The organism is Legionella sp. PATHC035, assembly GCF_026191115.1.
Taxonomy (GTDB): Bacteria; Pseudomonadota; Gammaproteobacteria; order Legionellales; family Legionellaceae; genus Legionella.
In genome coordinates, this window is sequence record NZ_JAPHOT010000002.1 from 173,829 (window position 1) to 196,499 (window position 22,671).

Consider the following 22,671-nt stretch of genomic DNA (forward strand, 5'->3'; position numbering starts at 1 on the left):
ATCATTATTACTACTAAAATATTTTATATGAAACCACTGATGTTCAAAAAGTAAGCGGAAATGATTGATTCAATAATTTCCAATTTAAAAAATAACATGGATAAAAACCACCTTATTTTAAAGATATTTTTATATCCTGAAATGATTTACTGTTCTACTAAATTAATACTCCCTACAAAGGAACGTGAGGGCGATTTTAGCCTACCCATATAAGTAGCATTTTTATTTCTTTACCATAAAGTTTTATGAACCGTATTTGGGGTCGTGTGGAATAACCACCAAAAGTGTTAATCCTGAATTAGTCGTCCTTCCAAAAGGATGCCTTTAGGTGTTTTTCGAGAGCGTTCACCATAGCTTTTATGTCAATTACACCATTACTCTTTTTAAAATTGTATTTGCCAGTAAACGCAATGTGCGCCCAGGCAATGGGAGATATTCTTGCAAATTTTTCAATAATATCCTGACTAACACCACCTGCAAGCATTTGTTCATATACCATGTTCAAAATAACGCTGTTGTACGCAATGATACAATTTGCAACAAGCCTTACTGCATGAGCACTGATGCGATTAGCAACTATTTTCTTCCCTTTGAAAACGCCTCGGTATATTTTTCTAATGAGTCCCTGTAATTGATGATAGGCTTCCGTTCGATTCCTTGCTGTTCGTATGGCTTTTCTCAGCGCCATGTTATCAATTAAATTTAGAACATGGATGCTTTTTAAGAGCTTGTTATATTCAAATAACGCTTTCTTTAGATTGGAATAACGTGCATATGAATTTATCTTTTTAACAAGGGTGCTTTGGGTATTTTCTTGCAACAGTAATGAAAGAAGAACCCGCAAGATGCCTCGTTTCTGAGATTTAATCAAGGGTATATTAATGATCCCTTTGGGTTGAATAATACCTGAGTAATCACTAATCGGCTTAACAGAATACAAATCACGAGCTGCTTCTTTTATATCCTTGATGCTTGGTACATAATCAACGTCTATGGAATCCAAGATAACAAAATTGAGTTGATTAAGCGAATGATTATCGCCAGTCACCATATCAATATTAATGTCTGTCTTATTTCCATTAATTAGGTCATAAAGTGAGTGCCCTTCGTACTCATTTAACCCGATATTTTTAGCATTAACTGCAACAAAATTCGCTATTAATGTATAAACAGAAATGCCCGGTGCTTTCCCAAGGTATTTTTTTGAATACCGTGATTGAATAGTGCTTTCGCTAGTCGCCAGTTTTTGCCCATCAGCATCCCCCAGTATTTTATTATCGATCAAGTCCCATAACTTGAAAATAGGCAGTGAGTGTACAAGGTTACTTGCCTTATCATTTGCAGGGCACATTGTGTCAATTCGAATATAGTCTTCTTGAGTTGAACGTAATAGATTAAATTTCAGATCAGACATTTCGGCCATTTTTTCAGTGCTAATACCGAAAGCATTTGAGAGGATACATGCATTGACAGCAGTTTTGGTAGGTTTTACTTTTACATTATATCGCGTTTTCATGTGGGTAAACACACTCCACATATCGGTACGATCCCCCATGTGCATCATAATATCTGGAATTTCAACTTGTGGCAGTGTTTTAAAAAAACTGTCATCAAGTTTTTCAACACTGTCATAACTCAAACTCCAGTCTTGTTCTCCCGATTTAGTTTCTTTAATGTTGAATGCTAAGTTTTCACCACGACGAATACGACCGGTGGTCTTATCCCATGCACTGTTTAGCTCATTTACTGCGTCATCTAATCGTTGGTCACAATAGATTGGAATTTTCAGATAGCCAAACTCGGTAGCAATTTTTTCGGCATCATCCACCAAGCTTTCACTAACCAAATCATGATCGATATCACAGTAGGACACACTGTCATTGCAACAGAGTAATCCTTTATCCAAACGGCGATACATCTTTTGATACACAAAAAATTCAAATAAATGGGGATCTACATGTTCATCATCCGCATTCTTTTTCAAATAAGGCAACATGGTTTTTGAAATAGAATCCTGCATCTCTTTGGGGAGTTTAAAGGACGATGGGCCTTTTTTTCGGCTGTAATGATTTTTCATTAACTCGATAAAGTCCATGATGTCGCTGTCTTCTTTATAATAGTCAAACGAGACATTGAGTAATACGGGGCGCAGATAAAGGGCGAAGAGACGGGATGATTCCAAATAAAAATCTCTCCTGGCAGCCTTTTTGTCAAAAGTGCTACCCACTAAATACTCTGCAATGATAGGAAACTGCTTTTCTGGTAAAATCTTATAGGCTTCATGATTTAATTCTTCATGGCTAAGGCCATATTTGCGATTGGGAAACCATTTCATAAAACGAGCTAATTTGGGTAGATCAACAACTAGGCTTGCATTATATTCCGCCAGTGCTTTATCGACATGTTTTGTAGCATCAGCCAGTATAGCTCTGATATGAAACATAAAGCTTGTTATCAAATTATCCATGATTTGGTGATAGCGGTGGTAAACAAAGCATAATGCTTGCAGCCATTGCTGCGTTATATTAAGTCGTCGTAATCGAGAGGCAGCATACTGTTCAGCCAAATCAGCATAATATCGAATGGCATTTTTGGACAGCTGAAGGGTTGGCATAAATTCCTTTGCAAATTTATATAAGCTCAGGATTTCTGCTGCTTTGGCTGCTTCTTCTTTGATGGAGGAATATTTAAAACTTTTCTGATCGGCACGAATGACATTGAGTTTAGTGAGCCCATCCTCTCGATTAATCAAATTTGATAATTGGTCTTGTTGCGCTTGCGGGATTGCTAGTATTAGTTTGCCCAGCCGTTCATTTTCTTTTGAAAATGCTTGGGTAAACAGATCTTGCAAACTGCGATAGGTTGGCAATAGTATTTTTTGATTATCAAAATAAACCAGCAATTGCCGAAATGTATCGTGACCTTTTGGATAATAGCGTAACAATTCACAGAGATGAGCTTCAACTAAACCAGCTTGCCTTGGTGACCAGTCCTGATAACCAAATAAGTTTAGAATAACGTTTTTTTGCTGATTCAAACTTTGCCTGGTAATGCTGCTTGGTAAAATGGCATTTTTTATTTTGTAATACCGTTCAAGGATATAATCAACATCAGTGCGAACATCGTCAAAAGTGAATGTAAAAAATTGGTGCTTGGCCTTAAAATAAGCAAGCTGCAGAATAAAGGCAACCCGTGTTTTTGTCGTTGAATATTGCTTCAACGCAGTAAGCTCGTCCCTACTCAATGAAAAATACAGCTCACGTTCGCCAGCATTAAACTCTGGGCGAGCATAAAGATCTTCAATTTCTGCGTCGGTAAGTAATTGCAACCGATTTTTCAGGGACATATTTTGGTTCAAAAAAACGGAGGTTTAGCTGGACTATTGGGTTCAGCAATTAACGCTGGGATTGTACGCTCATTCTTGGTAAGATAAAGAGGTTCAGTTAATCTTAGTTCAAAAAATCGTTTTCTCGTTACTAAAATGGACTATCAAGGTATGAAAATAGGTTATGCACGTGTTTCAACAAAAGATCAATCACTGTCTATGCAGGTTGATGCTTTGAAACAGGCTGGCTGCACTCAAATACATGAAGAAATTGCAAGTGGCGCAAAAACCGCAAGACCTGTACTTGATGAAATACTCAGGAACTTAAGGGAAAAAGACACATTAGTTATATGGAAACTGGATCGTCTGGGTAGAAATCTAGCGCATTTGATTCATCTCACTACCAAACTTATAGAAAAAAAAGTGGGTTTAATCAGTTTGAATGATCCTATCGATACAACCACGGCACAAGGTAGGTTGGTTTTTGGTATTTTTGCATCGCTTGCGGAATTTGAACGTGAATTAATACGAGAGCGAACGAACGCAGGATTAAAATCTGCACGAGCACGAGGCCGAAAAGGTGGACGTCCTAAAGGAATGACCCCAGCAGCTATAGAAAAGGCAACTATTGCTGAAGCCCTTTATAAAAATGGGAGTATTCCGGTTAAAAAAATTGCTGAGCAATTAGGAATTTCAAAAACCACTCTATATTTGTACTTGAGATATCGAAATGTTGATATAGGTGCAAAAATATGACTTTATTTCTATAATCTTCCCCTGGAAACTTTTCGAGGCGGATGCCTTTCTTATTCTTGGAACAATTAATATGTCTACTGACAATGATAAAAAAATAATTTCTGAGTCGGGGTTAGAGATTAAGACCTTTAGTTTTACCCAAGATTACAGAGCTTTTCTAACAAATCTAAAAGATAAAATACGCAGTGCCAGGCTTCAAGCTGCTTTAGCGATAAATAAGGAAGTGATAGAACTTTATTGGCATATGGGCAAACAAATTATTGAAAAACAAAATTGGGGCAGTAAACTTATTGAAATGCTGTCTCTTGATTTGCAAAATGCTTTTCCAGAAACCAGTGGTTTCTCCGTAAGAAACTTACGTAGGATGCGGCAATTTGCAGCCCATTTTCCAGATATCACAATTATGCCACAAGCTGTGGCACAATTGCCTTGGGGGCATATTTCACTTCTGATTCATAAAGTTAAAGACAACAATGAGCTTACTTGGTATGCAGAGCAAACCATTGATCAAGGCTGGTCAAGATTTACACTGGAACGTCATGTCAAAGACAGTTTATTTCAGCGTCAGGCAATAGATGCCGTTAAATCTTCAAATTTTTTAACAAGACTACCAAGTCCTCAATCAAAGCTTGCTCATGAGTTACTTAAGCAACCTTATAATTTTGATTTTCTTGGTTTACATGATGATGCCCATGAACGAGAAATAGAGCATGCCTCCATCGAGCATATTACTAAATTTCTCCTTGAGCTCGGCAAAGGATTTGCATTTGTGGGTCGCCAAATACCAATTGGTCTTGAAGAATCTGGATACTTTATGGATATGTTGTTTTACCACTTAAAGCTTCATGCCTACGTTGTTATTGAATTTAAGGCAACAAAATTTAAGCCCGAGCACGCAGGGCAACTTAATTTCTATCTAAATTTAGTAGATGACTTTTATAAAATGCCCGAAGATAATCCAACAATTGGCTTATTACTTTGCAAATCACGCAATAAATTTGAGGCAGAGTATGCCCTGAAAGGTATTGAAAAACCGATAGGCATATCAGAGTATCAGCTCACTCGAGCAATTCCTGAAAATTTAAAATCAAACCTTCCTTCAATTGAAGAAATTGAGGCCGAATTGAATGAAATGGATGACAAAAAATGATTGTTCAGTTGTCTAAAAAAGAAGATTGGAAGCAATTCAAAACAATAAGGCTTGAAGCACTACTTACACACCCTGAAGCATTTGGTTCCTCATTTGAAGAAGAATCGAATTTATCTGATGAGGAATTTGAGCAAAATTTTAAGAAAAGTACTATTTTTGGTGCTATTCAGAATAATCAATTGGTGGGTTGTGCAGGTTTTTTTATATGCTCCTCATCAAAAATGAGTCATAGAGGCATGCTCTTTAGTATGTATATAAAAAATGAATATAGGGGACAAGGTATTGGCGAGGCACTTTTAAAGGCTGTCATTGCACATGCAAAAAATTTGGTTATGCAACTCCATCTTACAGTAGTTACAGCTAATCAAAGGGCATTGAAATTATATAAAAAAAGTGGATTTAGAATTTATGGTACTGAACCTCGTTCGTTAAAAATTGGTGATAAATTTTATGATGAGCATATGATGGTATTGGAGTTATAGTTAATCTTTAACATCTGATAAGACATATAAAAGTTACGATTTTCGGGAAGCGATCATAAAACTCAACAGGGTTAAAGAATTGCTAAATATATTAGCTGTAATCCAGAACGAACACTTTTGGGGGTTCTTCCACAGGACCCGCTCGTATCGCATCGTAACCGCGAGTCTGTACTCTTTTTAAGAGTTCAGACATAGGTCATGTGCGACTGGGAGTTTTATCAGCCAGGAGTGTTTATGTGGCTAAAGCCAAAATAAGTACACCATAAATAGAGAGAAGAATTTTGTTTCATGAGTACATCCTCTGCAGGAAGATGGGTTAAGATCCCATCAATGTAAGTCATTCTATTTTTTTATGTTGTGAATGGATATACACTCATTATATTACACATTGTTTTTATATAGGGAATAACATGATTAAAAAATTTATCTTAATAATCTCACATGCATTAGTGCTCATTCCTCTAATGTTTTTGTTAGCTTCCTGCACCTCTGCTACGAGTAAGGATAAAGAGGATTCAAAAAACAATACACCGCATAAGCGAGTATTTAGTGGATATCACCCACATGGCCATGGACACGGCCATCATTGAATCTGATTAAATTAAAGTATAGGAATAAAAAAATAATACCTAATTAATGCATGGGTATGGTGTGAAAATATTTTTGATATAAAGACAAATAGACCCCATTTTTTTCAACCTGTTTTAGTGCTTTATTGATTTGATTAATTAACGCCCGAGAGCTCATTTGAGCCATAATGCCATACCCAATGCCTACAGGAAAGGGCTTCCCTACTTCTTTAAATAAACGGGTATTATTCGCTGTCCAATAATCAGCTGAAAAGTCATCCATCAATAGGGCATCAACTTCATGTTGACTTAGGGCCGTGATTAATTGATTGGTCGAGGAGTATTCTTTAATCGAGCTGGTTTTAAATTTCTGAGCAATCAATTGCTTAAAGACAGAGCTTTGAATAATGCCTATCTTCTTATTGGTTAGCTGCCCAAGGTTATGAATCGAGTTGTGCGTTGCAGTGATAAAACGTGCTTCACTGGCTAGATAGGGAAGACTAAAAAGAAAGGATTGCTGTCGTTCGTTCGTGATGGTAATTGCGGCTATAGCCAAGTCAATTTTACCAGTATTTAGGTCGGTAAACAGCGCGTCAAACAGCATGGGTTTAAATTGACATTGGGCTTTGATTTGTTTGCATAGTTCAGTCATGAGCTCGATGTCAAATCCAAAGAAATGATTTTGGTCGGCATTCATTGAAAACGGTGGATCGTATGCTACCATTCCGATGGTTAATGATTGGGCCCTTAGCTCAGCAGTTATGAGCATGAATAAAATAAAGAACAATCGCATGAACATAGAATAAATAGGACGAGGAGGTATAAGAGCAGTGTATACCAATATGAGAATTATTTCAGTGGATTAGCATCAGATATTCCTTCATTTTTTAGCTATAGGATGTATTAAGACTCAAAATCAAGGTACACTGGAATCATAAAGTTTAGTATGGATTACTTAATAGGTAGGGAATGCGTTATTTATTTTATTCAGTCCTTTGTAGTGCCATGAGCCTTTTGATGAACGAAGGGCTTGCAGCCACTCCTTTGACGTTCAAACAAGCCCTGGGCATTGCTTATCGCAATAACCCCGAGCTACAAGCCGAAATGGATAAGGCGCGCGCGATGCGCGGCACTTTTATTCAAAGCGGGCTTTACCCCAATCCGCAATTGACTTTAACTGCAGAAAATTTTGGTGGTTCAGGTAGCTATTCCAGTTATGAAGCGGCCGAAACCACGGCCTCGATTACTCAGCCTATTCCTTTAGGAAATCGCCTTTATTACCAACAAAAAGCCACCTATGGTGATTACCTGGCTTCCTTGGCGCAAATTCAGGTGTATAAGGCAACACTCTACATTAATGTGGGGATGACTTATGTGGATGCGTTGTATGCGGGTCAGTGGTACCAGGTCACGAAAAAATTAACTCGATTAAACCAAGACATTGTGGCGGCCATTGAGAGACGCGTAAAAGCAGGTGCGGGTGCTGAACTGGATTTGCGTCTGGCTCAAGTACGCTTAGGCGATGCGCGTATTCAAGAGAAAAAGGCAGGCAGAGACGCTCTAGCGCAACGCGCTAAATTATCACGACTCTTAGGCGATGGATTAAGAGTAGACCGACCTTTAATCGATAAAGGGTTACCTGATGTGACCTTAAAGTGGTCGCAATTAATCAAGAAGTTGCCACAAAGCCCGCAATTGCAACAATTAAAAATTCAGTTACAGGCCAAACGCGCTACTATTACCGCAGTTAAGAAGGCCGTATGGCCTGATTTAAACATTCAATTGGGAGGGCGTCATTTTGAAGATGATGACAGCAATGCCGCAGTAGCGTCAGCTTACGCCCAAGTTCCTGTATTTGATAGAAATCAAGGAAAAATTCTCACTGCTGAAGCGCAATACACCCAAACAGCCCATATGTACCAAGGCGCACGTCTTGATGTGCGACAGAACGTCTACACCGTGTTTTTACAAGCCCAACAAAGTCAGTATGAAGCCAATCTTGTGACTAATTCCTTGCTTCCTCTCGCGCGAAAATCCATTACCTTGGCCCAAGAGGGCTACAAAATGGGGCGTTACACCTACATTGAATTATCGCTTTCTTTAAACACCTTATTTGAAGAAGAACGCCATTATCAGCAGGCCCATGCTGATTTTCATAAAACATTAATTCAACTCACTGGACTTTTGGGCCTTCATCCTACCAAGGAGAGTAAATGAACTGCCTGTCACTAAAAGCCTTTCTCATGTTGTTTTTATTCCTGGTGAGTTTAAATGCACCGAGTACGTGGGCTAATGAGGCCAGTATGGGTGAGAAAACCGAAGAAGTGGTTGAAAAAGGGCCTCATGGGGGTCGATTGCTAAAGCAAGAGAATGTAAGTCTTGAGCTTGTTCTCTTTAGCCAAGGAATGCCACCTCATTTTCGTGCCTATCTTTATCAAAACGATAAGCAGACTTTGTCTGCTGATACCAAGCTTACTCTTGAGCTTACGCGATTTAATCAAAATAAAGACCGTATTACTTTTGAACCTAATGATGGCTTTCTACAAAGCAATCAAGCCATTCCCGAGCCTCATTCGTTTGATGTGGCTGTTAAACTCACATTATCAGGCAAAACCTATCAATGGAATTATCCAAGCTATGAGGGGCGTGTGATGTTGCTTCCCTCAACGCTTAATGCCGCAGACATCCAAACTGAAACGGCCCAAGAGCAAACCATAAAAACCCAATTAAAAGTAGTCGGAAAAATAGTACCCAACCGCGACACAATGGCACCTATATACCCCCGTTACGCAGGCATTATTAAAACCATGAATAAAATCTTAGGCGAAGAAGTGATAAAAGGTGAGCCATTAGTCACTATTGAGAGCAATGAAAGCCTACAAAACTACACGATTAACGCACCCATTACGGGCACCATCGTACAAAAATATGCGACCAATGGTGAGCTGGCACAAGGCACCAAACCAATTTACGATGTGGCTAATTTAAATGATGTCTGGGCTGATTTTACCTTATACCGTAAAGAAGCGTCTTTAGTGAAAAAAGGCATGACAGTCAGAGTAACCGGTGATGAAGGAACGCCTGATTCAACGAGCACTATTTTCTATATTTCACCGCTAGGAATTGAAGACAGTCAAACGACACTGGCCCGTGCGGTTTTGTCCAATACGCCTCGGCTGTGGCTTCCAGGCATGTATGTGAATGGGGAGATTATTATTAAAGAAAGAACCGTTCCGGTGGCTGTTCGTCTCTCAGCAATTCAACGCATGGGGGAACAAGAGGTGGTGTTTGTCCAACAAGGGAATTTTTTTGAAGCAACTCCTGTCACCCTAGGCCAGCAGGATAATCAATGGGCTGAGGTGCTTTTAGGATTGCGTGCTGGACAAAAGTATGTCACCAAGAACAGCTTTTTCATCAAAGCAGAGCTTGGCAAGGAAGGCGCAAGCCACGAGGACTAAGGATAAAACATGCTGGAAAAAATCATACGATTTTCACTCAAACACCGCTGGTTTATCCTGTTGTTTACCCTGATGCTCGCCCTTTTTGGCGTGTATAACTTTCAAAAACTGCCTATTGATGCAGTACCCGACATTACCAATGTGCAGGTACAAATCAACACGCAAGCCTCTGGCTATTCACCGTATGAGGTAGAGCAACGCATTACCTTTCCTATTGAGCTTGCCATGAGCGGCTTGCCTAATTTGGATTACACCCGCTCTCTTTCTCGTTATGGATTATCGCAAGTAACTGTGATATTTAAAGACGGCACCAACATCTATTTTGCGCGTCAATTAATTAATGAGCGTTTGCAGGAGGTAAAAGACAAGTTACCACCGGAAATAGAAACCTCCCTTGGCCCTATTTCCACGGGGCTTGGCGAAATTTTCATGTATACGGTGACTAATAAACCTAATCTCCCTAAAGAGAAACAATATAACCCCATGGAGCTTCGCACGGTTCAGGACTGGATTATCAAGCCGCAGCTGCGCAATGTAGAGGGCGTTGCTGAGGTCAATACCATCGGTGGTTATGAGAAGCAGTTTCACATCACTCCAGATCCCGCCAAATTAGTGCGTTACAACTTAAGTCTTACCGATGTGGTCGAAGCACTTCGGCGTAACAATGCGAACGTCGGCGCAGGCTATATTGAGCGCAATGGCGAACAAAATTTAATTCGCGTACCCGGGCAAGTGCAAAACATTCCTGATATTGAAAATATTGTGGTGGCAAGCTTTGAGGGCACCCCAGTGCGTATTCGAGAGGTGGCAGAGGTGGCCTTGGGCAAAGAGCTGCGCACGGGTGCTGCAACCGAAGAAGGCCAAGAAATGGTGTTAGGAACAGTCTTCATGCTCATAGGCGAAAACAGTCGCACTGTGTCTGAGCGGGTGGCAGCCAAAATGAAAGAAATCAACAAATCCCTTCCTGAAGGGGTTGAGGCGGTTACGGTCTACAACCGTACTGAGCTTGTGAATGCCACCATTAATACCGTGAAAAATAATTTGCTCGAAGGGGCCCTACTCGTTTGTATCATTCTTTTTGTATTTCTAGGCAATATTCGTGCAGCCTTAATTACCGCAATGGTCATTCCTTTATCCATGCTCATGACCATTACCGGCATGGTCACTAATAAAATCAGTGCCAACCTCATGAGTTTAGGGGCGCTTGATTTTGGTTTGATTGTCGATGGCGCGGTGATTATTGTTGAAAATTGCATCAAACATTTAGGTGAAAAACAGCATGAGGTTAAGCGATTATTAAACCTTGAGGAACGCTTAAAAGTCATTGCTTATGCCACAACCGAAGTCATTCGCCCCAGTATTTTCGGGGTGTTTATCATTACTGTGGTGTATTTACCCATCCTAACCCTTACCGGTGTTGAAGGGAAAATGTTCTTACCCATGGCAGAAACGGTCATTCTGGCCCTTATGGCTTCCATGCTCTTTGCTCTAACCTTTGTTCCAGCAGCAGTTGCCATTGTTCTCAATGGCCGCGTTCAGGAAAAAGAAAACTGGTTGGTGCATTATATTTCTCAGGGCTATGAGCGGGTTTTAAGGCGGTGCTTTCATGCGCGAATTGGGGTGATTGGGGCCGCAGTTGCTTTAGTTCTGGTGAGTCTATTGATTGCTTTTCGTCTGGGCGGTGAGTTCATTCCAAGCCTTGACGAGGGGGATATTGCCATGCAGGTCATGCGTATTCCTGGTACGAGCCTTACTCAATCCATTGCCATGCAGGATATGGTCGAAAAACGGGTGAAACAATTTCCTGAGGTGAACAATGTTTTTGCCAAGATTGGTACTGCAGAAGTAGCCACCGATCCCATGCCACCGAACTTCGCCGATACATTTATTATGTTAAAACCGCGTAAAGACTGGCCCAATCCTAAGAAAACCAAACAAGAATTGGTACAGGAAATTGAAGAAGCCATAAAGCAAATACCCGGCAATAATTATGAATTTACCCAACCGATTCAAATGCGTTTTAACGAACTTATTTCTGGGGTGCGTAGTGATGTGGCCGTTAAAGTGTTTGGCGATGACCTGAAGGTTTTATTAAAAATTGCCGAACAAATTGATGCGCAACTTGAAAAAACACCGGGAGCCGCTGATGTAAAAGTTGAGCAAGTCAGTGGTCTTCCTTTATTGACCGTGGAGATTAATCGCGATGCTTTGGCGCGGTACGGCTTACAAATTGGTACGGTACAAGATGCCATTGTTATTGCTACGGGTGGCAAGAAGGGCGGCGAGCTCTTTGAAGGTGATAAGCGCTTTGACATTGTGGTGCGACTGCCGGAGTCACAACGCATGGATACCGATGTACTAAGGCAAGTGTTTATCCCCTTACCGCCTTCTAAAGATAGCCTGCGACACTTCATTCCCTTAAGTGAAGTCGCCAAAATGGTACGTAGTGAAAGCCCCAACCAAATAAGCCGTGAAACCGGTAAGCGTCGCGTGGTAGTGAGTGCCAACGTACGTGGACGTGATTTAAGTTCATTTGTCCTGGATGCCAAGCAGCGTATTGAACAAAACGTTAAACTACCCAGTGCCTATTGGATAACCTGGGGCGGGCAGTTTGAGCAGCTCCAATCAGCCTCATCGCGCTTACAAATTGTGATTCCTATTACTTTGCTGGGCATTTTCTTGCTCTTATTTATGAGCTTTGGTAGTGTTAAAAATGCTTTATTAGTCTTTTCTGGCATTCCGCTGGCCCTAACGGGCGGGGTGTTTGCTTTATGGCTTCGTGGAATTCCATTGTCGATTTCAGCAGGCGTGGGGTTTATTGCCCTATCAGGGGTTGCCGTTTTAAATGGCTTGGTGATGATTACTTTTATCAATAAATTGCGTGAAGAAAAAAGATTTTATTTAAAAGATGCGGTATTACAAGGCTCGCTGGCAAGGCTTCGCCCAGTACTCATGACGGCTTTAGTGGCGTCACTGGGCTTTGTTCCCATGGCTTTAGCCACGGGTACGGGCTCTGAGGTGCAACGACCTTTGGCAACTGTGGTTATCGGTGGCATCATCTCGTCCACCTTTTTGACCTTACTCGTGTTACCAGGCTTGTATTACTTATTTCATGAGCGAAGAAAAAAAGTTCTGAGTAAGTAGCGATTTTATAAAAATCATCGCACCAATAAGTAGAATAGGGAGTTTCATGGCTAAAACAGTTAGAAATTTTCCGTCCCACATGAGCTGTCTGTAACGCACTTGTAAGGATAATTGATGGAATATATTGATTGGATTAATAGTGGTCAGGGATATATTTGTGCCTGGATCCGTTGTTTGATTCTATTTGTTTTAAGTGTGCTATGTATCCGTTTTACCAATCATCGGTTTAGTTTAAATACTCCGTTAGATTTTTTAATCATTACCATTTCTGGAGGGTTGATCAGCAGGGGGATTGTAGGGGCAAACTCATTGGGACTTACTGTAGAAGGTTTGATCACGCTGATAATATTCCACTTTATATTATCTAAACTCTGTTTTTATTTTAAGGGTATCGGGTTTCTATTTAAAGGATGTTCTCATTACCTAATAGAAAATGGAACATTCAATTATAATAACATGCGTCGTTTCAGTATCAGTGAAAATGATCTGTTAGAACAATTACGACAGAGGTTAAATACCGATAATTTCGATTTAGTCGATGCTGCTATTTTGGAAAGAGCCGGAAGCATCTCATTCATTAAAAAGGAAAAGTAGATAAAACCATTAAAGTGTTGCAATCGTTAACAGCATGCGCTGTCTTTAATGAGACGCTCATTTTAAATAGTTGTTATTCCTCTTTGCTAACGATATGAAATTAATTGTCTACATAAAGTGCAACACAACTCGGGATATAGTGATTTGACAAAACCATGTATTTGGCTATATTAATAGTTAAATACTTATTTAACTGTTTGACTGATGATGCTAACTCAAGACCAAATCATTACCTTAAGCGATATCTTACATTTGATGGGCGAGCCTAATCGCCTAAAGCTCCTTATAGTCTGCTTTGAAGGACCTAAATCAGTTTCGGAATTGGCGGAACAATTGCAACTTTCAGTGCCCTTAGCCAGCCATCATTTAAGTTTATTGCGCTCAGCCAGGCTTCTAATGGCCAATCGCGATGGCAAACATATTTACTACAGCATTTATGACGTCCATGTGCGTTGTATTCTTGCAGACATGCTCAAACACTTTACTGAAGAGACGGAGAATTAACATGAGTTTTTTAAAACGAATGCTTGGCAATTATCTTGGTGGCCACTCTGGTGGATATGGAAAATCTCATCATGGTCAAAGAAGCAAACACGGTAACTACTCCAATAATCCTGAATCAGGAGGGTTGAGCTGCCCACGCTGTAAGGGCTCTCTTGCTCCTGGGTCGCGCTTTTGCAGTCAATGTGGTAGTGGCCTTGAGAATACTCAATGCGCTTGTGGCGCCACTGTTGCTGCAGGGGCGAAATTTTGCGGCCAATGTGGGAGCTCATTATGACAAAGCCGCTCACCTTAACCACTTTTTTTGTTGCAGGCCTTGATTGCCCGTCTGAAGAGCAATTAATCAGGAGGCAATTAGAGGCAGTTCCTGAAGTGGAGCAGTTGGACTTTAATTTCATTGCAGAAGAGGTGACCGTGCACCATCGACTTGCTGCTATTGATGTATTGCAAAAACAAATCGAAGCATTGGGCATGAGTGTGCGCACTCAGGGCAGTACCTCTTCAGCAACAGAAGAGAAGAGGCGAGTGGATTCCTCATGGCCATTTATTGCTTTGGCAGGTTTTTTAGCGCTTTGTTCTGAATTAACTGCGTATTTCTGGGCGAGTGAGCAATCAATTTGGGTTATTCTTCCTGCGGTGCTGGCCATAATCTTAAGCGGCCCACCTACTCTTAAAAAGGGTTTGCTTGCGTTGCGCACCAAAGCCATGAACATTAATAGTTTAATGTTGATTGCCATCACAGGAGCACTGTTTATAGGAGCCTGGCCAGAAGCCGCAATGGTCACCGTCTTATTTGCCCTTGCTGAGCGCATTGAGCGGTATTCTCTGGATAAGGCACGCTTGGCCATCCGCAGTCTCATGCAAATTGCGCCTGAGGTGGCTCAGATTAAGATGGATAATGGTCAATGGCAGACTTTGCCTGTAGAAGAAGTCGCAGTCGGTGCAGTGTTTAAAGTAAAACCCGGTGAGCGTATACCTCTTGACGGGGTATTGATATCGGGACAAAGCACGGTGAATCAAGCACCGATTACAGGCGAGTCCATGCCGGTAAGCAAGTATGTAGGTGATGGGGTGTTTGCGGGCACTTTAAATGAGCACGGAGCTTTTGAGGTTAGGGTCAGTAAGGCTTCAGGTGATACGTTGCTTGCTAAAATTGGTAAAGCCATTGAGCAGGCACAAAGTGAACGCGCGCCAACGCAACGATTTGTCGACCAGTTTGCAAAATATTACACCCCAATTATGGTCTTGATTGCGCTTTTTATTGCACTTATTCCTCCTTTGGCGTTTGGCTACCCTTTTTATGATTGGATTTATAAAGCCTTAACGTTATTAGTTATTGCCTGTCCCTGTGCTTTGGTTATCTCAACACCGGTGACGGTAGTCAGTGGATTGGCTGCAGCAGCACAGCACGGTCTTCTTATCAAAGGAGGCAGTTATTTAGAAATGGGGCACCAGCTCAAATTAATTGCTCTAGACAAAACGGGCACTTTAACCGAAGGAAAACCCGTAGTGACTGATTTTATCGCCTACGATAAAAAACAACCTGAAGCGTATTTATTACTACTTGCTGCAAGCCTTGACAGTCATTCGGAACATCCTGTTGCCCATGCTTTGGTGGAGTACTGGCGGCAAAATCAGCCCAATGAGTCCTTGCTCGAAGTAGCGCAATTTTCAGCACTCCCCGGCCGAGGGGTGCAAGGCGCTATTGGTCAAGAACGGTTTTATGTGGGGAATCATCAATTGGCAGAAGATAATAAGGTATGTTCTCTTGCTGTAGAACAAGAACTCAAGCGTTTGGAAGAAGAAGGAAAAACAACCGTTATTTTGAGTAATTCAGCAGTGGTTTTGGCGATTTTTGCGGTGGCTGATACGCTTCGTGCTACGAGCAAATGGGCAATTGACACCTTGCATCAACAAGGACTTAAAACGGCGATGTTAACGGGGGATAATGCGTTGACCGCTCAAGCTATTGCCAAGGAAGTGGGGATTGATGAGGTGCAAGCAAATGTCTTGCCTACTGAAAAATTACAAGCAATTAATCGCCTTTTGGAGCAGTATAAAATAGTGGGAATGGTCGGTGATGGAATCAATGATGCCCCTGCCTTGGCTAAAGCCACGATTAGTTTTGCGATGGGGAAAGGCACCGATACCGCTTTAGAAACGGCGGATGTGGCGTTAATGAACGATAATTTAGCCATGCTTCCTTTATACATTGATTTAAGCCGAAGAACAGCGCGTATTCTTCGCCAAAATATTACGTTATCCCTTGCCATAAAAGGGGTGTTTTTTATTCTGGCCTTGGGAGGAGTAGCAACGCTTTGGATGGCAGTATTTGCTGATATGGGTGCAAGCTTAATTGTTGTTGCGAATGGTTTGCGCTTACTTAACTCGCACAAGGGGCATTCTGAATATCAGGAAATGAAAGGTTAATGAGTTGTCTTGGCAGTTTTATCTTGAATTGGGTGGATGATGAATGAGTGGGTTCCTAATGAGCAAGATAGTGCTCATTCTTTACGTTTTTTAGTGGTCGAATCCTCATTAGGCGCTCGTATTATCATTCGTGCACATTTATTAGAGTACAAGCATTCGGTGGATATGGCTTGGGATGATGAATCGGCAATAGAACTGGCCTTTATGAGAGCTTATGATTTTATCTTAGTGGATAACAAGTTAAATTGCTATGAGCTGATTGACCACATACAAAAAAATTCGGTATTCAATGAACAGACGACCGCGATCATTTTGACTTCTAAACATAACGAGGAGCACCAATCTCAGGGCAGCAGGATTTATTTTAAAAAACCCATATCCAAAATGGATGCATTACAATTGCTTGATTTTCTAAAAAATCTTAAAAAATGAATCTTTTTGGTAGGATGTAAAATGAAAATTTTGGAGAGTTAGATAAGGCTCATTTATCTTCTATTATTCATTATGTTACGATATTAAGAGTGTTAATGATATGTGCCTCGTTTTTAAGGAGAAATAATGAATACTAATGGATTTAAGATGATGGTGTTGATTGGTTTGTTGGGTTTTGGTTTGTCAGCGTGTACTCCCAAGACAACGCCTGCTCAAACTCATCCTGAAAGTGGCTATGAGGGTGGATTTGGTGGCGAGGGTGGGCATGTACATCAAAACAAGAACAACTAAATAGGAATACATCATGTTTATCAATGGATGGTTTTTAGGTTCTTTAGGTCTCGTAATTCTCATATTGATCGGCCTTACCTTTTTATTTCTAAAACAGAAGAAAACCATTCAATTTTACGTTGCCTTAATTACTTTTCTTATCATTACAGCGATTTTCCTCCATGGGGTTTCATTTAAATTAAAATAGCGGCCGGTGATAAGGAGAAGTAATGGGTAAAAATGTATTTCCTGATGTCAAAAAATCTTCAAAAGAGCGATTACTTTGGTCTGCTCTTTTGCTAACGGGTGGTTTTCTAATTGCTGAAGTAGTTGGGGGTATTATCACAGGAAGTTTAGCGTTAATATCCGATGCGGCACACATGCTCACGGATGTGACCGCACTCATTATTGCTTTAATTGCGATTCGGATTAGTAAACGTCCTGCAGATGAGCGCCGCACCTTCGGTTATTACCGATTTGAAATATTAGCAGCAGCATTTAATGCGGCCCTTCTTTTTGTAGTAGCTCTTTATATTCTGTTTGAGGCCTATCAGCGCTTCAAGCAACCGCCAGAGATTTATTCTTTAGGAATGCTTATTATTGCCAGCATGGGTTTGATCGTCAATTTGTTTTCTATGTCTTTTCTTTCTCACGACAAAGATAAAAGCTTAAATCTTAAAAGTGCTTATCTTGAAGTATGGAGCGATATGTTAGGCTCTTTAGGAGTGATTGCTGCGGCACTCATCATTCGCTTTTTGGGTTGGAGTTGGGTCGATTCGGCTGTGGCGGTAGTAATTGGTTTGTGGGTATTACCACGCACTTGGGTTCTTTTGAAAGAAACGGTGAATATTCTTCTAGAAGGGGTGCCATCTGGAGTTAATCTAGAAAAAATTAAAGCGCATATGATGGGGGTAGAAGGAGTTTTAGGTGTACATGACTTACACGTTTGGGCGATTACTAGTGATAAAATCAGTCTCACAGCACATCTTGTTGTTGCTTCCAATGTAGAGGAGAAGCCTATAAGAGTGAACGTTCAGAACATTTTATTCTCTCAGTTTAAGATTAGGCACACGACCTTACAAACAGAACATAAGGAAACTCTAAATAAAGAAGGTCTTTGTAGTTCTTCAACGCATTAAGTTTTTCATAAGATTATCAAAGCGCCTTATGGGAAGCAAAAATGTGGCGCGATTGAAATATATTCTCAGATAGCACTCTCATTCTTGCTATTCTTAAGGAATAAGGGATAGGAGCAATTTATGGAAAACAGGATCAATAAACGACGTTTTGTTATTACAATGGACGCTCGGTTAGTTGCAGGATTTATGGCGCTCAGTTTGCCTTTATTGATATTAATTATGCTGTTACTGCCCAAAGTAAATGGTGTGATTGAGCTGACACATAAAATTCATCGTGAAAATTTACCCCCCATCCTTGATAGCCAAATTTATCAAGCTCAAGACATTCTTGAGCATTGGGCCATGACCGGAGACCCCAAGGACAAGGTTTATTTTGCACATATATGGAATGAAATCAATCATGTTAGGGGCCAGTGGGATCGGGTGATGCGCCAATTAGATAATCCAAAGCTACAGCATGAGTGGGGCAAGCTCCAAGCATTATATGTACCTTTTTATCAAGCCCAAGCGTCCATACTGAATGTCTCTCGAGATGCGAATAATCCAGATAATGTAGAAAACAGCAGAAATAAAACAAGAGCTTTTGAAAAATCAATGATCGATATCATTGATGGTCCATATTCTGAAAAGGTAGGCAAAAGAACAGGCGGACTGTTCAGTGACTTAGCGCGTGAAATAGGCAAAAATGTTAATAAAATAGATAACAGCTTAACTTCTTTAAAAAACTCTGCTTATTGGTTATTAATTTTAGCCATTATTCTCACCTTTGTTGTACCCTACTCGACTCGACGTGCTATCGCAACGCCAGTTGATAAGGCAATTGATATGGCGGAACGAATTGCTGCAGGAGAGCGAGATGTCGTTATCCAAATTCAATCTAGAGATAAATTAGGAAAATTGCTTTTATCGTTCAAAGCGATGCAAGAAGCCATTAGAAAAAATGAAGAAAATCTTCGTAATAAAGAAGAAGAATCTCGGGAACTCTTTGAAAAATTAGTCAGTTCATCGAAAAAATTTAGAGAACACAGCAGTAAGGTTGCTGCAGGAGATTTGCGAGAGCGTCTTGAGATTGATAAAGAAGATATTTTACACAATCTCGGTCACGACTTAAATTTGATGACCGATGGTCTGGCGTCCATTACTAAAAAAATTACCCAAGTCAGTAATGATATTGTGACTATGGTTGAAACGGTTCTCTCTTCAGCGAATGAACAAGCAGAGGGCATTACCTCTCAAGCCACTGCAATGAATGAAATCAGTGCCTCTCTAGAAGAAATTGATAAGAGCTCAAAAAACACGATGGTTAAAGCACAAGCCTTAAGAGAGGTCGCTAAAAATACGTACGAACAAGGAAAATTGGGTAGCGAATCGGTGGAGCAAAGTATATACGGCATCAAAGATTCAGAAGAAAAAATGAAGCTTATTGCACAAACCATTCTTGATTTAAGCAATCATACCCAACAAATTGGCGACATTACTTTGGTAGTAAATACCCTGGCGCAACAATCAAAGATGTTGGCATTGAATGCATCGATTGAAGCATCAAAGGCGGGTGAGGCAGGAAAAGGTTTTGCAGCAGTTGCCAATGAAGTAAAGCATCTTGCCGAACAATCAGAACAATCAACCGTGCAAGTACAAAAAATTCTTGAGGACATTCGACGCACTACTGAAAAAGCGGTCATCGTTACAGAGGAAGGGGCTAAGACTCTTGATTCAGGAGCAAAACGCATCGAAAAAGCCGGTGAGGTGATTCAAACATTAAGTCAGATGATTAATGAAGCATCCATTTCCAGTCAACATATTGAGGTAGCCATCCGTCAGGAAGCTGTAGGTATTGAACAAATTGTTGAAAGTATGAATGAGATTAATCGCACGACTTCGACTTTTTCTAGTGGCATTAAAGAGATGATGGCATTTATTTATAAATTGGATGCTATTGCCAAACATTTAGAGGAAGACGTCAATTTATATAAAGTTTAAGGGCACATGTTCCAGGAGTTTTATTTAACAGTTGGTGGAGCCCCTCTTAGCAAAGCAAACCCTATGTCTTGGTTAGCTTTCCAAATAATGGATGATGGTTAGCAACATCAATTTCACAGAAAACTGATGAAGTAGAATGCACTGCATTCTTTAAACAAGGAGTTATCGGATAATCAGAAAAGACACTGCAAAATAACTTAAGTTACGTAGGGCAGTTGGCCACACGCCATGATAAAACAGGAGATGTAAATGATAAAGAAAGATGCTGAAGAGAATTGGATGAATAAAATACATTGAAAAATAATACAGTGCAGTTACGGGAGATACTGTAGTCATTACTCGAGATAAGATGACTGATAAAGGCAATCTTAAAACGCTTTTATTAGACAAATATACTTTAGAGGACGAAGCTTATCGTTATAAATCACAAAAACAATACCAAGACTATGGGACTCATGAGCTTTTATAGATGAGAGATTAGGTATTATTCCTAAGGTACTGGTTTGGAGAATTTATTTATAATGAATAATAAAGCATAATGAAATTGGTATCAGTATAATAAAATCACAAATAAAAAGGATTTTACAATGTTTGAAATACTACCCAATTGGCATCCAATTTTAGTACATTTTACTGTAGCGTTATTTACGTCCGCTTTTGGTTTCTATCTACTGACGTATTTATCTAAATACATTCATTTCGTTCCAAATAAAATGACGATAGAATTTGAAATTGTAGCCCGGTGGTGTTTATGGTGCGCAGCTTTAGGGACGATATTGACCGTTCTTGCAGGGCTCTATGCTTATAACACTGTCACACATGATGAACCAGCACATTTGGCCATGATGAGCCATCGCAATTGGGCATTATCCACTGCTGTTGTTATGTGGCTCGTTGCAATTTGGTCTTTATGGCGTTATTACAAGCAAAAAGCAATGACCCTTACGTTCCTTATTGCACTACTTTTTGTTCAAGGACTGTTACTTTCTACGGCCTGGCGTGGTGGTGAGTTGGTGTATCGCCATGGTTTGGGTGTTTTGTCTTTACCCAATCCAGAAGGTGAAACCCAACACCATCATGAGAAAAGCTCATGAAACACCTCGATTTATTTTTTAGCTTTTTCTTAATACTAATAGACGAGCGCTTAAAATAATAAGGGAGAATGGACTTTGGTTAAAAAAATAATCGTGTTTATCACAAGCCTTTTGGTGATGACGAATGTATTTTCTGCACAGCGTGTTGTCAATTTAGTTGTGGCGTACAAGACCGTTTCTTTTGCTGGGAAACCGCGCATCGCAATTGCAGTAAATAATCAAATTCCAGCACCAACACTACGTTTTAAGGAAGGCGATGAGATCACTATTAATGTTTCCAATCATATGGATAAGCCTACATCGATTCATTGGCATGGTGTGTTAGTTCCTTGGCAAATGGATGGGGTGGAACATGTCAGTCAAAAAGCGATTCCACCAGGAGGAGTGTTTCATTATCGGTTTGTGCTTAAACAATCAGGAACGTATTGGTACCATGCTCATGCTGAATTACAAGAGCAGCAAGGCTTGTATGGAGCATTCGTCATCGATCCGATTAAGGTGCCTAAATACAAATACACGAAAGATTTTGTGGTGGTGTTATCGGATTGGAGCAATACCAAACCCGAACAGATTTTAAAAAATCTAAAAAAAGAAGGGGATTATTATTCCCCGCGATTTCCGCTGCAGCCCTCTTTAGTGAAATTTATTCATGATTATAAAAAGGGCTCTACAGATGAACGTAAACAATTGTTTAATGATTACAAAATGATGCAGCAAATGCGTATGAGTATTTATGATTTTAGCGATGTCGCTTATGATGCATTTTTACTCAATGGCCAACCTAAATTCAAACCATGGACTGCCGTGGTGAAGAAAGGGGATGTGGTCCGATTACGCTTTATTGGCGCTGGGGGAAGCACCATTTTTCGTGTGAAAATTCCAGGATCTGAAATGCAGATGGTACATGCACAAGGCAATGATGTGAGACCTTATGCCATTAAAGATTTTTCGATTGCCTCGGGTGAAACCTATGATGTGCTTGTTACAATTGGAAAAAACAAACCTTATATTATTTATGCAGAATCCTTAGATACCGTAGGAGCTGCCTATGGTGCGTTAGTTACATCTCCTCAACAAATTGTTGATTACCAAAAAGCTTCTCCCTTTCCTGAACCATTTCCTGTTAGCCGAGATATGATGACTATGATGATGGGCAGGATGAATCAAGGTACTTTACCTCAAGTAATTAAATCATCTATTAAGAAAAAAGAGGGAACCAATTCTTCTAAGATGAAAATGAGTTCAATGTTTTATGAAGTAGGCAAGAAAAAACTACAAGTTAAGGAGGCAAATACTTCCTCTTCTATGTCCAACATGAAGATGGACTCTAACATGAAGATGGACTCT

At 40.2% G+C, this 22,671-nt stretch carries 19 protein-coding genes; 17 read left to right on the forward strand and 2 right to left on the reverse strand.

The genetic code is table 11. From position 1 onward, the window contains the following. Positions 1-298 precede the first annotated feature (298 nt). The gene (locus OQJ13_RS16920) at positions 299-3,346 is read right to left on the reverse strand and encodes a Tn3 family transposase (RefSeq protein WP_058509176.1); all 3,048 of its coding nucleotides are present in this window, start codon (positions 3,344-3,346) and stop codon (positions 299-301) included. Between the two features lie 150 nt (positions 3,347-3,496). On the opposite strand from OQJ13_RS16920, the gene OQJ13_RS16925 reads away from it, so the two are divergent. The 3 genes from OQJ13_RS16925 to OQJ13_RS16935 all read left to right on the forward strand — a co-directional run bounded on the left by OQJ13_RS16925 (position 3,497) and on the right by OQJ13_RS16935 (position 5,713). After that, complete coding sequence (locus OQJ13_RS16925) at positions 3,497-4,081, forward strand: recombinase family protein (protein WP_265712045.1); 585 nt, start codon at positions 3,497-3,499, stop codon at positions 4,079-4,081. A 70-nt stretch (positions 4,082-4,151) separates the two neighbouring features. Next, entirely contained in the window at positions 4,152-5,231 is a 1,080-nt protein-coding gene (locus tag OQJ13_RS16930; protein WP_265712046.1) for a PDDEXK nuclease domain-containing protein, read from the forward strand. Further along, the gene (locus tag OQJ13_RS16935) at positions 5,228-5,713 is read left to right on the forward strand and encodes a GNAT family N-acetyltransferase (RefSeq protein WP_265712047.1); all 486 of its coding nucleotides are present in this window, start codon (positions 5,228-5,230) and stop codon (positions 5,711-5,713) included. Before OQJ13_RS16930 ends, OQJ13_RS16935 begins: the two co-directional genes overlap by 4 nt. Positions 5,714-6,346: 633 nt before the next feature. Here OQJ13_RS16935 and OQJ13_RS16940 read toward each other — a convergent pair. Next, positions 6,347-7,006: a transporter substrate-binding domain-containing protein gene (locus tag OQJ13_RS16940; protein WP_265712048.1), complete on the reverse strand. Its 660-nt coding sequence runs from the start codon at positions 7,004-7,006 to the stop codon at positions 6,347-6,349. 245 nt (positions 7,007-7,251) lie between these two features. On the opposite strand from OQJ13_RS16940, the gene OQJ13_RS16945 reads away from it, so the two are divergent. The 14 genes from OQJ13_RS16945 to OQJ13_RS17015 form a co-directional block, all read left to right on the forward strand. Continuing rightward, positions 7,252-8,499: a TolC family protein gene (locus OQJ13_RS16945; RefSeq protein WP_265712049.1), complete on the forward strand. Its 1,248-nt coding sequence runs from the start codon at positions 7,252-7,254 to the stop codon at positions 8,497-8,499. After that, positions 8,496-9,740 (forward strand): efflux RND transporter periplasmic adaptor subunit, encoded by a 1,245-nt coding sequence (locus tag OQJ13_RS16950; protein WP_265712050.1) that lies wholly within the window; start codon positions 8,496-8,498, stop codon positions 9,738-9,740. The genes OQJ13_RS16945 and OQJ13_RS16950 overlap by 4 nt, the downstream gene beginning before the upstream one ends. Positions 9,741-9,749: 9 nt before the next feature. Beyond that, a complete protein-coding gene (locus OQJ13_RS16955; protein WP_265712051.1) occupies positions 9,750-12,884 on the forward strand; it encodes a CusA/CzcA family heavy metal efflux RND transporter in 3,135 nt (1,044 codons plus the stop codon). Between the two features lie 114 nt (positions 12,885-12,998). Continuing rightward, on the forward strand, positions 12,999-13,478 hold the full coding sequence (locus tag OQJ13_RS16960) for a DUF421 domain-containing protein (protein ID WP_265703960.1): 480 nt from the start codon (positions 12,999-13,001) through the stop codon (positions 13,476-13,478). Positions 13,479-13,685: 207 nt separating this feature from the next. Beyond that, on the forward strand, positions 13,686-13,982 hold the full coding sequence (locus tag OQJ13_RS16965) for an ArsR/SmtB family transcription factor (RefSeq protein WP_115222851.1): 297 nt from the start codon (positions 13,686-13,688) through the stop codon (positions 13,980-13,982). Position 13,983: 1 nt separating this feature from the next. Then, positions 13,984-14,256: a zinc ribbon domain-containing protein gene (locus tag OQJ13_RS16970; RefSeq protein ID WP_115222852.1), complete on the forward strand. Its 273-nt coding sequence runs from the start codon at positions 13,984-13,986 to the stop codon at positions 14,254-14,256. Further along, complete coding sequence (locus OQJ13_RS16975) at positions 14,253-16,409, forward strand: heavy metal translocating P-type ATPase (protein ID WP_265712052.1); 2,157 nt, start codon at positions 14,253-14,255, stop codon at positions 16,407-16,409. Before OQJ13_RS16970 ends, OQJ13_RS16975 begins: the two co-directional genes overlap by 4 nt. Positions 16,410-16,445: 36 nt before the next feature. Continuing rightward, complete coding sequence (locus tag OQJ13_RS16980; RefSeq protein WP_265712053.1) at positions 16,446-16,841, forward strand: response regulator; 396 nt, start codon at positions 16,446-16,448, stop codon at positions 16,839-16,841. Between the two features lie 126 nt (positions 16,842-16,967). Then, positions 16,968-17,132, forward strand: a complete 165-nt coding sequence (locus tag OQJ13_RS16985) for a hypothetical protein (RefSeq protein WP_265712054.1) — start codon at positions 16,968-16,970, stop codon at positions 17,130-17,132. A gap of 13 nt (positions 17,133-17,145) precedes the next feature. Further along, positions 17,146-17,319: a hypothetical protein gene (locus tag OQJ13_RS16990; RefSeq protein WP_265712055.1), complete on the forward strand. Its 174-nt coding sequence runs from the start codon at positions 17,146-17,148 to the stop codon at positions 17,317-17,319. A 22-nt stretch (positions 17,320-17,341) separates the two neighbouring features. After that, a complete protein-coding gene (locus tag OQJ13_RS16995) occupies positions 17,342-18,250 on the forward strand; it encodes a cation diffusion facilitator family transporter (RefSeq protein WP_265712056.1) in 909 nt (302 codons plus the stop codon). A 120-nt stretch (positions 18,251-18,370) separates the two neighbouring features. Beyond that, on the forward strand, positions 18,371-20,230 hold the full coding sequence (locus OQJ13_RS17000; protein WP_265712057.1) for a methyl-accepting chemotaxis protein: 1,860 nt from the start codon (positions 18,371-18,373) through the stop codon (positions 20,228-20,230). A 587-nt stretch (positions 20,231-20,817) separates the two neighbouring features. Continuing rightward, positions 20,818-21,324: a DUF2231 domain-containing protein gene (locus tag OQJ13_RS17010; protein ID WP_265712058.1), complete on the forward strand. Its 507-nt coding sequence runs from the start codon at positions 20,818-20,820 to the stop codon at positions 21,322-21,324. Between the two features lie 117 nt (positions 21,325-21,441). Continuing rightward, a partial coding sequence (locus OQJ13_RS17015; protein ID WP_265712063.1) for a multicopper oxidase domain-containing protein occupies positions 21,442-22,671 on the forward strand: 1,230 nt, incomplete at its 3' end.